Annotated in this window: 14 protein-coding genes and 1 pseudogene; 9 read left to right on the top strand and 6 right to left on the bottom strand. The window is 66.7% G+C overall.

All coding sequences use genetic code 11. The features are described from left to right. The 4 genes and pseudogenes from ADK55_RS17400 to ADK55_RS17385 all read right to left on the bottom strand — a co-directional run. Positions 1-504: pseudogene (locus ADK55_RS17400) on the bottom strand (vitamin B12-dependent ribonucleotide reductase); the annotation flags it as partial. Beyond that, positions 501-857, bottom strand: coding sequence for a DUF190 domain-containing protein (locus ADK55_RS17395; RefSeq protein WP_063839556.1), 357 nt, complete (start codon positions 855-857; stop codon positions 501-503). The pseudogene ADK55_RS17400 and the gene ADK55_RS17395, both read right to left, overlap by 4 nt. Next, positions 857-1,678 (bottom strand): hypothetical protein, encoded by an 822-nt coding sequence (locus ADK55_RS17390; RefSeq protein WP_053679728.1) that lies wholly within the window; start codon positions 1,676-1,678, stop codon positions 857-859. Before ADK55_RS17390 ends, ADK55_RS17395 begins: the two co-directional genes overlap by 1 nt. Positions 1,679-1,700: 22 nt before the next feature. Next, positions 1,701-2,468 (bottom strand): hypothetical protein, encoded by a 768-nt coding sequence (locus tag ADK55_RS17385; protein WP_053679726.1) that lies wholly within the window; start codon positions 2,466-2,468, stop codon positions 1,701-1,703. 195 nt (positions 2,469-2,663) lie between these two features. Between ADK55_RS17385 and ADK55_RS17380 the strand changes: the two genes are divergently transcribed. The 9 genes from ADK55_RS17380 (at position 2,664) to ADK55_RS17340 (ending at position 10,146) form a co-directional block, all read left to right on the top strand. Then, on the top strand, positions 2,664-3,308 hold the full coding sequence (locus tag ADK55_RS17380) for an NUDIX domain-containing protein (RefSeq protein ID WP_053679724.1): 645 nt from the start codon (positions 2,664-2,666) through the stop codon (positions 3,306-3,308). Continuing rightward, positions 3,301-4,056 carry a phosphoribosylaminoimidazolesuccinocarboxamide synthase gene (locus tag ADK55_RS17375; RefSeq protein ID WP_234350097.1) on the top strand — a complete coding sequence of 252 codons (756 nt, stop codon included), beginning with the start codon at positions 3,301-3,303 and terminating at the stop codon, positions 4,054-4,056. Before ADK55_RS17380 ends, ADK55_RS17375 begins: the two co-directional genes overlap by 8 nt. After that, a complete protein-coding gene (locus ADK55_RS17370) occupies positions 4,043-4,744 on the top strand; it encodes an SDR family oxidoreductase (protein ID WP_053679721.1) in 702 nt (233 codons plus the stop codon). The genes ADK55_RS17375 and ADK55_RS17370 overlap by 14 nt, the downstream gene beginning before the upstream one ends. Before the next feature lie 9 nt (positions 4,745-4,753). Then, positions 4,754-5,641: an ATP phosphoribosyltransferase gene (hisG, locus tag ADK55_RS17365; RefSeq protein WP_053679719.1), complete on the top strand. Its 888-nt coding sequence runs from the start codon at positions 4,754-4,756 to the stop codon at positions 5,639-5,641. A 124-nt stretch (positions 5,642-5,765) separates the two neighbouring features. Further along, a complete protein-coding gene (locus tag ADK55_RS17360; protein WP_078999044.1) occupies positions 5,766-6,965 on the top strand; it encodes an MFS transporter in 1,200 nt (399 codons plus the stop codon). Then, the gene (locus ADK55_RS17355) at positions 6,962-7,759 is read left to right on the top strand and encodes an HAD family hydrolase (RefSeq protein WP_159041433.1); all 798 of its coding nucleotides are present in this window, start codon (positions 6,962-6,964) and stop codon (positions 7,757-7,759) included. Before ADK55_RS17360 ends, ADK55_RS17355 begins: the two co-directional genes overlap by 4 nt. Before the next feature lie 57 nt (positions 7,760-7,816). Then, positions 7,817-9,193, top strand: a complete 1,377-nt coding sequence (locus tag ADK55_RS17350) for a cation:proton antiporter (protein ID WP_078999040.1) — start codon at positions 7,817-7,819, stop codon at positions 9,191-9,193. After that, positions 9,190-9,798 carry a histidine phosphatase family protein gene (locus ADK55_RS17345; protein ID WP_053679710.1) on the top strand — a complete coding sequence of 203 codons (609 nt, stop codon included), beginning with the start codon at positions 9,190-9,192 and terminating at the stop codon, positions 9,796-9,798. The genes ADK55_RS17350 and ADK55_RS17345 overlap by 4 nt, the downstream gene beginning before the upstream one ends. A gap of 30 nt (positions 9,799-9,828) precedes the next feature. Continuing rightward, complete coding sequence (locus ADK55_RS17340) at positions 9,829-10,146, top strand: DUF190 domain-containing protein (protein ID WP_053679708.1); 318 nt, start codon at positions 9,829-9,831, stop codon at positions 10,144-10,146. Here the strand turns inward: ADK55_RS17340 and ADK55_RS17335 are convergent. Together ADK55_RS17335 and ADK55_RS17330 are read right to left on the bottom strand one after the other, a co-directional pair. Then, a complete protein-coding gene (locus ADK55_RS17335) occupies positions 10,140-11,003 on the bottom strand; it encodes an NAD(P)-dependent oxidoreductase (protein WP_053679706.1) in 864 nt (287 codons plus the stop codon). The two genes, ADK55_RS17340 and ADK55_RS17335, sit on opposite strands and share 7 nt — an antisense overlap. After that, a complete protein-coding gene (locus ADK55_RS17330) occupies positions 11,000-11,464 on the bottom strand; it encodes a CYTH domain-containing protein (protein WP_053679704.1) in 465 nt (154 codons plus the stop codon). The genes ADK55_RS17335 and ADK55_RS17330 overlap by 4 nt, the downstream gene beginning before the upstream one ends. Between the last annotated feature and the right edge of the window lie 159 nt (positions 11,465-11,623).

Below are 11,623 nucleotides of genomic sequence, written 5' to 3'. Positions count from 1 at the left end.
GCCGCCCTTGAAGATCATGCCCTCTTCCTTGTACCAGTCGAGGATCGACTCCATGGAGTCGTCGACGGCCAGGATGAAGCAGGCGGAGACCTGCTGCGGCTGGGGCGTGCCGACGTTGAACCACACCGGCGAGTTGAAGCTGAAGATCTGGTGCAGGAGCGCGTACGTCAGCTCATGCTCGAAGATCTCCGCGTCCGCGGGCGACGTGAAGTAGCCGAAGTCCTCGCCGGCCTTCGTGTACGTCTTCACGATCCGGTCGATGAGCTGCTTCAGACCAGTCTCGCGCTGCGGGCTGCCGACAGCACCACGGAAGTACTTGCTCGTGACGATGTTGACCGCGTTCACCGACCAGAAGTCGGGGAACTCGACGCCGTACTGCTCGAAGTTGACCGAGCCGTCGCGCCAGTTGGTCATGACGACGTCACGACGCTCCCAGCTCACCTCGTCGTACGGGTGCACGCCCGGGGTGGTGTGGATGCGCTCGATGCAGATTGCGGTGGTCATGCTCCCCTCCTCCCACGGGTGACAGACAGTGCTGCGGCGGAGACGACGCTCTGCACGCAGTCCAGGAGTGTGAGTTTGCCCCTCAGGAGCGGTGCCTGGGAGGCGACGAAGGCGCGCAGGCGGCCCTCGTCCTCATCGACGAGGGTCACCATCACCGGGAGGGAGTCGGACATGCTCAGGATGCGGTTGGTGTGCAGGATCCCGGATTTTCCGTAGCCTTCGATCCCGCGTATGGCACCGGCGGACGGGATGCCGAACTCGAGCGCGCGTTCCATGAGTTCGGTGTGCAACGCACGCCGTCCCCACCGGTCGGATTCGTCCATATGGACGGAGAGTCGCCAGGCGGATTCCATCAGCCGCCTATCCCCAGGGCCTTGGCCGAGCGCTGGTACTTGATGGCCGTGGTCACGCGTGTGTCGAAGCGCCCACACAAGGAGCGCGACAACTCCTTGATCAGCGACACCACCCGCGGGTCCGCAGCAACCTCCTGCGAGATATGCGGGTAGATCGCCAGTTCGACCTCGCTCACGGGGCGCACCGAGCGCTCGTCCTCGTCGAGGCGCAGGTTCGAGACGAACGCACGGTCCAGGCTGCACCGGAGGGCGTCCTTGCCGTCCAGCCACACGAAGAAGGTGTAGCGGTAGTCCTCCAACAGCAGGGCGGGCGTGAGCTCCGTGGGGTCGATGTCGTGCTCCCGCAGCAGGAGGGTGCCGGGATGTTCGATGTCTGTGCGGCGCAGCAGGGCGTACACGAGGGAGACCGCCTCGTCCGAGGCCGGCGCCTCCTGGATCACGCGCTTCTGCTCGCCGTCGAAGATGTACCGGTAGTCACGCCGCACACTGTGCTCGTCGTGGGCGCCCTTGTACGCGCAGAATGCGTGGGTGATCTTGTTGCAGGAGGTCCGCAGCAGCGCGCCCGTGGGAAGGACCCGGTGGTCGGGCGTGTCGTAGTACACGGCGGTGTTCAGCGGCGGCGCTTGGCGCGCGTTGTCCTTCTCGGCGATCTGCGCACCGGGAACCGCCGCGCCGATGGTCCGCGTGGCGTCGTCGAGCCACGCGTAGTACTCCTCCTGCGAGACGGAGTCCATCTCGATCTTGAGCGCCAGCTGGTTGAACAGCGCAGAGTTACCGTTCTTGGTGTATACCGGTTCGTCGAGCACCTTCGGTTCGGCCATGGTTGGTTGCCCCTCCTGGGACTCAGCGGGTCGTCTGGATCCTGGCGACGAGGTCGGAGACCTTCTGCGACAACTGCTCCGGTGTGAACATCACGTTGTTCATGGTGGTGTCGGTGCGCGGGTAGGCCGTGTTGAAGACGTTCGCGTAGCTTCGGACCCGGGGGCTGCGCAGCACCAGGGTGCAGGTGGTCTCCGTTCGGGGAAGCAGCACCCGGTGGATGCTCTCGTTCAGCAGAAAGTAGGAACGGCCGGCCGGGACGCGCGACGGATCGGTCGTGGTCAGCCCGGTCTCACCCATGAACTCGTAGAAGTTGGACATGGTGGACAGGCCGATCTTCTCCGGGAAGTAGCGGTATTCCTGGAAGGACGGGCCGTCGGTGGTGCGCGTGAAATTCTCCGATACGAGGTTCCCGACCAGCACGCTCGACCAGAAACTGAAGCGGTGGTCGTGGATCATCTCGTCGTTGAGCTCCTCCTCGGTGTAGGGCGGCGCCCACAGGTGGAGGGTGAGCCGGTAGCCGAGGCTGTTGCCCGTGTCGATGAGGACGATCTTGTCGAAGTGGTTGACGTGCCGGTAGGAGCGGTCGGCGATCTCCTTGCGCAACCGGTCGCGCTCGATCGCCTCGGTCAGGATCGGGGCGATGACCTCGGGCTGGCTGAGCGCTTTCATCATGGCAAGATTTCCTGCCACGGTCTCCTCGTTCATTTCCTTCGGGAGATTCTCGATGACGCTGTGCAGGCTCTCGTAGTCGAGTTTCTCGCCGAGCCTCTGTGCTCCGGTCAGGGACATATCTGGATCTCCTCCGCCGATATCTGCGTCCGGAGAGCTGCCGCAAAGGAGTCGCGGCATTGGCTGCGATCCGAACCCGTCGCACGATATGTCAGGCCGGCAGCCTGAGGCGAGGTGTACCAACGGCTACCCCCAAGGTTCACTTGTCGGGATCTTGTCCCTGAACGAGAGTACGACGGTGCCGAGAGAGCGACCGTGGGGGTGCAGGTGTCCGAAGGTGCGGGGTCTCGGGTCGAGATAAGTCATTCCGAAGTGGTCCACGAGGACTGGGTAACCCTGCGCAAATACACACTGGACTATCAGTTCCGGAATGGGGAGAAACACCGGCTGGAGCGCCTCGTAGCCGGCCGCGGCGATCGGGCGGTGGCGCTGCTGTACTGCCGCCTCCGGAACACTGTCGTACTGACCGGCCAGTTCCGCCTTCCCGCACTGCTGGACGGGGCCCCGGGCGGAACTCTCCTAGAGGCGCCCGGCGGCCTTCTGGACGGCGCGGACGCACACGAAGTCGCCTGCCGCGAAGCGGAGGAGGAGACCGGCTACCGGGTGAGCCGGTTGCGGCACCTCCTCACCACCTATATGAACCCGCAGTTGAGCGACGAGCGGCTGCACCTCTTCTTCGGAGACTATTCACCGGCAGACAAAGTGTCCGACGGTGGCGGTCTGGCCTCCGAAGGAGAGGAGAACGAAGTTCTGGAGATGTCGGTCGATGTGGCCTTTGTCGAATTGATGCGGCAACCCGTCGTCGACGGAAAGACCATGCTGCTGTTCCTGATGGCCCAGCGGCTGGGGCTCATTACCGGACCAGGTGACGTCATCATTCCGAAGGAGAACGGTGAGTAGCTCTCACGTACCGGACACAGTTTCCGGGGATCTGTCGAACGAAGACCTTCTGGCCTGGCGCGAGGGCCGGACTCCCGACATCGAGGGCAGGAGCAAGAAACTGTGGCTCCTGTCCGACGGTCTGTGCCTGATCGAAATCATTCCCAGCCTGCGCAGTTTCACCTTCGACCGGGACGAGATCGTCACCGCGACCGGGCCCCTGCGTCTCGACTTCTACGAGCGGGCGGCGGCCCGCCTAGCCAAGGACGGGGTGCGCACGGCGTTCTCGCGACGGGTCTCGCCCACCTGCTATCTGGCGGAGTACTGCCCGGCTCCGCCCTTCGAGGTCGTGGTCAAGAACCGCGCGGTCGGATCCACCCTTGTGAAGTACCCCGGTCTGTTCGAGCCGGAGCAGGTACTGCCGGCCCCCGTGGTGAAGTTCGACTACCGGACGGACCCCGAGGACCAGCCGATCGCCGAGAGCTACCTGCGGGCACTGGACCTGCCCGTCGAGGAACTCGCCCGCCTCGCCCTGGCTGTGAACGACACCTTGGCGGCGTGGCTGAGCCCGGTCGAGGTATGGGACTTCTGCCTGATCTTCGGGTTCACGCCCGACCGGGAGCCGGTTCTCATCTCGGAGGTCTCGCAGGACTGCATGCGGCTGCGCCACCCCGACGGGTCCTCCCTGGACAAGGATCTCTTCCGCAGGGGTGCCAGCCACGAGGAAATCGCCGCTGCCTGGCGGAAGCTGCTCGATGAACTCGCCTGAGCCGCGCGTGGCCCTGGTGACCGGCGCGAACCGGGGCAGCGGCAGGAGCATCGCCGCCGAGCTGCACCGCCGCGGCTACCGCGTCTTCTGCCTCAACCGGACGCTGACCGGGGACGACCTGGTCACCGAGTTCGCCTGCGACCTCGCCGACCCCGGCCAGATCGAAGCCGCCGTGCAGCGGGTGCTGGAGCAGGCCGGCAGCATCGACGTGTGCATTTCGAACGCAGTTGAGCGGGTGTTGGAGCCGATCGCAGCCATGGAAGCGCGGGACTGGGACCGGATGCTCGCGGTCAACCTGAGCGCCAGCTTCCACCTCACCCGGGCGGTCCTGCCCGCCCTGCGCGTCAGCAGGGGGCAGATCGTTTTCATGGGCAGCCATGCCGGGACGCACTACTTCGAGGGGGGAGTCGCCTACAGCGCGACCAAGGCCGCGATGGCCGCCTTCGTCGAGACGCTGCTGCTGGAGGAACGGAGGAACGGCGTGCGCGCGTGCCTGGTGTCCCCCGGGGCCATCGCCAACCTGGACGGCGACGAGTCCCCGCACAAAATGGCAGTCGACTCGATCGGCCGGTGCATCGGATCCCTCGTCGACTTCCCGAGCGACGTGGTGGTGGGGGAAATAGAGATCAGGCCCGCCAGCCCTCTTCAGGCGCCTATCACTGGAATCGACCGGTTGCTCTACGTCTAAGGAGGACCCATGCTCTCCCTCGCACTGCCCAAGGGATCGTCCCTGGAAGAGCGCACACTGGATCTCTTCGCGCGGGCCGGTCTAGAGGTCCGACGTTCATCGGACCGTTCCTATCGCGGCAGCATCGACTACGGCGGCCCTATCCGAGTGGCTTTCTACAAGCCGCGTGAGATTCCCTTCGTGGTGGAAAGCGGAATGTTCGACTTCGGTCTGACCGGGGCGGACTGGATAGAGGAGTCCGACGCGAAGGTCGAGGTGCTCGAATCCTTCACCTATGCCAAGCTGACCGACTCTCCATGGCGGCTCGTACTCGCCGTCCCCATGGAACACCCGGCCGATGAGGTCGCCGACCTGAGGAGCGGGACACGGGTCGCCTCGGAATACGTCAACATAGGACGGCGATTCTTCGAGGACGCCGGGATCGCCGTGGAAATGGTCCACTCCTACGGGGCGACCGAAGCGAAGATACCCGAGCTCGCAGACGCGGTGATCGACGTGGTCGAGACGGGGGCCTCCCTGCGGCACAATGGCCTCCGTGTCCTGGAGACCATCCGGACGTGTACACCGCAGGTCATTGCGAGTCCGGCTGCCGCGGGCGACGAGAAGAAGCGAGAGCGGATACGGAACGTGATCCGGCTACTCGACTCCGCGCACGCCGGTTCCTCACGCATTCTGATGACCGTCCGGGTTCCATCCGAGAAATTGAACGAGGTGACTATTCTCATGCCCGCCGGGTCCTGGCGTGCCGGTGTGGATATTGTCGATTCTGGCGTGTCTGTACTCCAGGGACTGGTATTGCGGGCAGGGCTTCCGGAAATCACGGACGCCATCCTGGCGGCCGGTGCGCTGAATATCACGGAATCGGATGTGCTCAAAGTCGTGCCCGCACACGCATAGAGCGGGCCCCGTGGTGCCGGACCTTCCTAACGGCCGAGTCCCGGGCCGTGGCGTGTGATTACATGAAGTGGGGCACATCTCATGCCGTCTCCGCCCCACTGTCCTGACGCTACGGAAGAATTGGATGATCTCGGGCATGTTGGACGCGTATCGAGAGTGCTTAGCGCAGCCGTCCGTCAAATACCTCCTCGCAACTAACCTCGTGGGCCGATTACCGAACGGGATGGCTCCCCTCGGAATCGCACTCTACTTACGCTCCGAAGGAGCGGGATTCGGCCTTGTCGGTGGCCTGACCGCACTGTACGGACTATGCGTGGCCGTCGGCGGCCCGCTCCTGGGCAGGGTGGTGGACCGGCGGGGTCAGGGTCCCGTACTCCTCGCAAGCGCTCTGGCGTCGGCCACGGGCTTCGTCTGGCTGGTGCTCCAAGGAACCGCCCAGCCTCTGCTCACAGCAGCCGCGGTCGTCGTCGCCGGACTCTTCTCACCCCCGCTCGAATCCTGCCTACGCGCGCTGTGGACCGGCATGCTGCCGAGCCGGCGCCTGCTCACCCCCGCTTTCGCGCTCGACGCCTCCCTCCAGCAGATCGTCTTCGTCAGTGGCCCTCTGCTCGTCGTGCTCATCGGGTCGCTTTGGTCTCCTGGCACCGCGCTCGTCGTCGTGGCGGCGACGGTCGCCGCCGGCACCCTGGCCTTCGTCGCTCCTGCGGTGGTCCGCGACTGGCGCGGTGAACCTCACACAGCGGACTGGGCAGGACCGCTGCGTTCCCCGCAACTCAGGCGGCTCCTGCTGGGCCTGGGCTGCGTCGGCGTCGCGCTCGGCGCAATCAACATCGGATCCGTCGCCTACGAGGAACACGCCGACTGGCCGGGCCTGTCGGGCATCCTGCTCGGGGTCAACTCCTTCGGGGCGCTCCTCGGAGGACTCACCTTCGGGGCCCGCACCTGGCAGGCCCCGGCCCACCGCCAACTGCGGACGCTGCTCATCGGGATGGCGCTGTCCTTCCTGCCTCTCGCGCTGGTCCTGCCTGCACTGCCCACCGCTGTCCTGATGTTCTGTGCCGGAGCCTTCCTGTCACCCGTACTCACGTGCGGGTTCTCCATCGTCGGCGACCTGACGCCACGGGGGATGGCTACCGAAGCGTTCGCCTGGGTGGTCACGGCCGTCCTGTCCGGCAATGCCGCAGGGTCTTCGCTGGCCGGCTTGGTGAGGCAGCACGGAGGTCTCGGATGGGCCTTCCTGCTTCCCGGCATCGCCGCCGTCCTCGCGGTGGCGGCCGTCTCCACGCTCCGCATTCCCGAACGAGAAGGGGCATTGACACGTTGAACCGTCGGATGATCGTGTGCGACCTGGACGGAACCCTCCTCGACTCCTCCGGAGAGGTGTCGCCTCGTACCCGGCTGGCGATCCGCAGGGTTCACGACGCCGGACACGTGGTGGTGATCGCCACGGCCCGGCCCGTACGGGACACCCGTGCCGTGGTGGTGGCCGTCGGCGGCCGGGCACTGGCGGTGTGCGGCAACGGAGCCTCCGTCTACGATTTCGCACGCGACGAGCTCGTTGCGTACAGCCCGATCGGCGAGACGGGAGCCGCTGCCGCCGTGATGGTGCTGCGGGAGCACTTCCCCGCCGTGCGCCTGGGCGCGGAACAGGGGTTCGACCTGTTGCTCGAGGAAGGGTTCGCGCTGCCATCCGCCCTTGGCGGCCAGCTGGCGCGGCGCGTGCCACGGATCGAAGACGCCCTCACCCGGGAGGGCTTCGGGAAGATGATCGTGCAACTGAACGGAGCGGCCGGCGACTACTGCGCAGCCGTCCGTGACGTGCTGCCCGGCTTCGAAGTCACCCTGTCCTCAGGACTGTTCTGTGAGGTCATGCGCGCCGGGGTGACCAAGGCGGACGCACTGCGGGGCGTGGCCCGGACCTTCGGTCTCGTCGACCGCGACGTCATCGCCTTCGGTGACATGCCCAACGACCTTCCCATGCTCCGGTGGGCCGGGCACGCCGTGGCAGTCGCCAACGCCCACCCCGACGTGCTCGCCACCGTGGATGAGGTGACCGGGTCGAACGACGACGACGGCGTGGCGAAGTGGCTCGAACGGATGGAGTGGCACAGCAACTGACGGCCGTCGTCCTGAGCGAGCCGAGGAACGGATCACCCAACCACCAGGGGAGCGCTCATGTCACTGAAAATGGCGGACGTCGGGCACGTACTGCTGGCGTTGTGCTTGCTGCTGACGGCGGCCCGCGCGGGCGGTCACCTCTTCAAACGCCTGCGCCAGCCAACAGTCGTGGGCGAGATCGCCGGCGGTCTCGTCCTCGGCCCGACGCTTCTCGGACTGCTCCTGCCGGACTTCCAGGCCTGGCTGCTGCCCCGCGAGGGCGGGGCAGCGAGCGCTCTGGGCATCTTCTACCACTTGGGGCTGCTGCTCCTCGTCTACCAGACGGGCGTCGGCATGCGCCGACACACGACCGGTGTCGCCCGCCGCACCATCTCGGCGATCACCGTCGCGGGCCTGGTGATTCCCTTCGCCCTCGGACTGCTGCTGGCCCGGCAGATCGGCATGGACGGCCTCGCAGGCCGCGCCGGTACCCCGGACTCCCTGGCGCTCGTGTTCGGCATGGCGGTGGCGGTCACCAGCGTCCCCGTTATCGCCCGCATCATGTTCGACCTCGACATCATGGGAACCCGGTTCTCCAAGATCGTCCTGACCGTCGCGGTCATCGAGGACGTAGTCCTCTACGTCGTCCTCGCCATCGTGTTGGGCCTGTCCCAGCAGCGCGGCGGCGAGGGCTACGGCCTGCTCGCCGCCTCTGGCATCACCTCAGTCCCATGGACCGTGGCGTACTTCGCGGTCGTCCCCACGCTGTTCCTCGGTATCTTCCTCTGGCGGGGCCCGGCACTGGTCCGCTGGCTCTCCAGGACCGCTCCCGGGGCCGCCCCCCGGTCGTCGGTGCTCGCCGACCGGCTCGTGCTCCTGTTCCTTCTGTGTGCGTCCTGCATCGGACTGGGGATCGACCCCATCTTCGGCGCCCTCGTCGCCGGACTGTGCAGCCCCGAGGTCACCGTCGACGAGAAGACGAAGGCCTCTACCGAACTGCACTCCCTGTCCATGAACTTCCTCGTCCCCGTGTACTTCGCCATAGTCGGCCTGCGCCTGGACCTAGTGCGACAGTTCGACGTCCTGTTCTTCTGCTGGTTCGCGGTCTTCGCCTTCGCTGCCAAGTTCGCCAGTGTCTGGATCGGCGCCCGCCTGGCTGGCGAAGGCCCGCGGTCGGCGGTCAACCTGGCGGTCGCGATGAACGCCAGAGGGGGACCCGGAATCGTCCTCGCGTCCGTGACCTACGAAGCCGGAGTGATCAACGAGAGCTTCTTCGTGACGCTCGTGGTGCTCTCGATCCTCACCTCCCAGGTCAGTGGCGTCTGGCTCAGCAGAGCCGTGTCCCACGGCTGGATCGAACCCTTGCCGGTCCTGGCCAGCGCACCGGAACCTGCGGCGCCGGCGCGCAGAGCCCGACTCGGTACGGGCGGCCTGAAAGGCGGGAACCCACGATGAAGATCCACATGGCGCGGCATGGCCAGTCCCAGTGGCAGGTCGCCCCCAGCGACAACCTTGACACCCCGCTGTCTCAGGCGGGCCAGCGCCAGGCACGGCTGCTCGCGGGCTGGCTCGCGGCGCACCCCGCGCTGGACGCGAAAGGACGCTTGGACGTCGCCTCCGTGGTGACCAGCCCCCTCGAGCGCGCTCGCCAGACCGCCGCCTGCGTGTCCGAGGCCCTGGGGCTACCGGCCGACGTGCAGCCGAGCCTGGCCGAGGCCCCCTTCCACGTCGTGGACGAACTCCCGGTCACCGAAGGTCCTCTGGTCGCCGGACCGCAGCCGGTCCGCGACCTGTCCGTACGCTATGCAGGCTTCCGCGCACAGGCATGGACGGCACTGGCCGAACTTGTACGGCAGGCCGAGACGACGGGCGGTCCGGTGCTCGCGGTAACGCACGGCGGGCTTATCAAGACCGTGCTGCGAGTCGCCATGAAAACCGACCTGACCTGCTTCCAGGTGTACAACGCCACGATCACCTCCCTCGAGTGGAAGAAGGGGAGATGGCGTGTCGTCCACCTCAGCCTGTGGGATCACCTTCCGGCGCCGCTGCGCACGCTCTGACCGAGGCCCCGACCATCACTGGACTGCCCCATGAACCTTCACCTGTGCAGACTGACCGTCCACCTGACCGGCGCGGCCATGTGGCGCCGCACCCCCCTGTGGTTCGAGATCGTCCGTAGAGCCCGCCGGTCGGGCATTGCCGGCGCCAGCGTCTTCGAGGGCGAGCCTCTCCCGCACACGCGCCGGTCACGCGCCACAATGCTCCGCCCGAACGGATGGCTTCCTCTCACTGTGGTTGTCGTCGACGAGGAAGAGAAGGTGCGTCAGCTGCTGGAGGACCTGTCCGGGACGCTCGACGGCACGGTGGCGACTCTCGACTTCCCGGAGCGGATCCCGACCGGTCATTGATACGAACGGCCGGGACGGCGCAGGATCACCGTGTAGTCCTCTCCCGCGTACCCGGCCTGGGCGGCTCGGAGCATCCAATCCAGAGCGGCTTCACCGAGGGGCAGACTCACCCCAGCAGCCGTGGCCGCTCCGAGGACCAAGTGAGCGTCCTTGGCTGCGAGGTCGAGTGTGAACCTAGGGGGATAGTCGTCCTTCACGAGCGACTCGCGGCGCCGCGTGGCCTGAGCGGCGAGGGGCGTGGCGTTCAACACATCGAAGGCGACGGCAGGCGCCAGCCCCAGCCCCGCGGCTAGGTCCATGGCTTCCCCCAGCAGTGCGACCATGCCGAAGAGCGCACCGTTGGCCATCAGTTTGGCCGCGGTGCCGGCGCCGGTCCCGCCGACGTGCAGTACAGGTCCCAGATTCTGGAGCAGAGGGGTCCAGCGTTCCACCACTTCAGGGAGGCCGCTGGCGAACACGGTCAAGGTCCCGCTGTGGACGGCGTCCACGCTACCCATCACAGGTGCATCCAACAGGCCTACGCCCGCTGGTAGTTCCTCTGCGAGCCAAGCCGCGGAATCGGGAGCGACCGTTGACATCTGCACCACGGTGCCAACCCCAGGGACGACGCCGCGGGCTACCCCGTCGGGACCGCTGACCACCGCGCGCAGTGCCGTGTCGTCGGCCACCAGCAGGACGACGACGTCCGCTCGCGCGGCGGCCTCCGCGGGGCTAGCCGCCCTGCGTAGCGCGTTGGGCACCGTCTCGGGCGCGATCCTGGTCCGGTTCCACACCGTGACCTCGTGCCCCGTGTCCGCCAGCCGTCGCGCCACGGCCGTTCCCATCCGGCCTAGGCCGACCACCGCCACCCGGGTCACCAGGGCGCTCCTTGGGTACTCAGCACACCGTTCGCGAACCGGCCGTCGTCCGTCACCTCGGTGCCGAACCAGCCGGGAGGCTCGAAGGAGTGTGCCTCCTCCACCGTCCCGAACTCCACCTCCACGGTGACCAGTCCTGCGAGAGCGCCCTCGAATGTGTCCACGCACGCCACACGGGCGGACTCGAGGGGGACCAGGCGACGGGCCTTGGCCACCCGGGCGCCCTCGGTCGCTGGCCATAAGGTCTCGAACTGCCCAGTGTCGATGGAGATCTCGAACTCCGACCGTTCGAGCCCCTTGCCCTGCTTGACGGTCAGGGAGTACGCCGCTCCCTCCTGCCGTATGCGCACCTCGCTCCCATCGCCCCGCACTAGATAGCCCTGACGCACAGGGATCGACGGGACGTCACGGAGGGAAACTTCGTCCTTGACGAGGAACTTGCGCTCGATCTCCACAGCCATGGTCCGATGTTGGGCGCCGGGCCCGGGGTGAGACAGGTGGCCGAAGGACCTGCACCGAAGAGGTGGCCGAAGGGCCACCCCCACGGAGGTCCTCCTAGGAGCACTTTTAGGTGGACGGGAAGGCGTGTAGAAAAGTGACGGCTTCCCGCCCCAGCTCGT

Origin of the sequence: Streptomyces sp. WM4235 (genome assembly GCF_001279725.1) — a bacterium.
Lineage (GTDB): Bacteria > Actinomycetota > Actinomycetes > Streptomycetales > Streptomycetaceae > Streptomyces.
The sequence above is the reverse complement of the archived record's forward strand: the minus strand, read 5'-3'. Positions and strand labels throughout refer to the sequence as shown.

What these genes read in the sequence shown, in the direction of transcription:
- ADK55_RS17395 (WP_063839556.1), bottom strand. Translation starts at nt 857, where the DNA reads ATGGAATCCGCCTGGCGACTCTCCGTCCATATGGACGAATCCGACCGG.
- ADK55_RS17390 (WP_053679728.1), bottom strand. Translation starts at nt 1,678, where the DNA reads ATGGCCGAACCGAAGGTGCTCGACGAACCGGTATACACCAAGAACGGT.
- ADK55_RS17385 (WP_053679726.1), bottom strand. Translation starts at nt 2,468, where the DNA reads ATGTCCCTGACCGGAGCACAGAGGCTCGGCGAGAAACTCGACTACGAG.
- ADK55_RS17370 (WP_053679721.1), top strand. Translation starts at nt 4,043, where the DNA reads ATGAACTCGCCTGAGCCGCGCGTGGCCCTGGTGACCGGCGCGAACCGG.
- hisG (WP_053679719.1), top strand. Translation starts at nt 4,754, where the DNA reads ATGCTCTCCCTCGCACTGCCCAAGGGATCGTCCCTGGAAGAGCGCACA.
- ADK55_RS17360 (WP_078999044.1), top strand. Translation starts at nt 5,766, where the DNA reads ATGATCTCGGGCATGTTGGACGCGTATCGAGAGTGCTTAGCGCAGCCG.
- ADK55_RS17350 (WP_078999040.1), top strand. Translation starts at nt 7,817, where the DNA reads ATGTCACTGAAAATGGCGGACGTCGGGCACGTACTGCTGGCGTTGTGC.
- ADK55_RS17345 (WP_053679710.1), top strand. Translation starts at nt 9,190, where the DNA reads ATGAAGATCCACATGGCGCGGCATGGCCAGTCCCAGTGGCAGGTCGCC.
- ADK55_RS17340 (WP_053679708.1), top strand. Translation starts at nt 9,829, where the DNA reads ATGAACCTTCACCTGTGCAGACTGACCGTCCACCTGACCGGCGCGGCC.
- ADK55_RS17330 (WP_053679704.1), bottom strand. Translation starts at nt 11,464, where the DNA reads ATGGCTGTGGAGATCGAGCGCAAGTTCCTCGTCAAGGACGAAGTTTCC.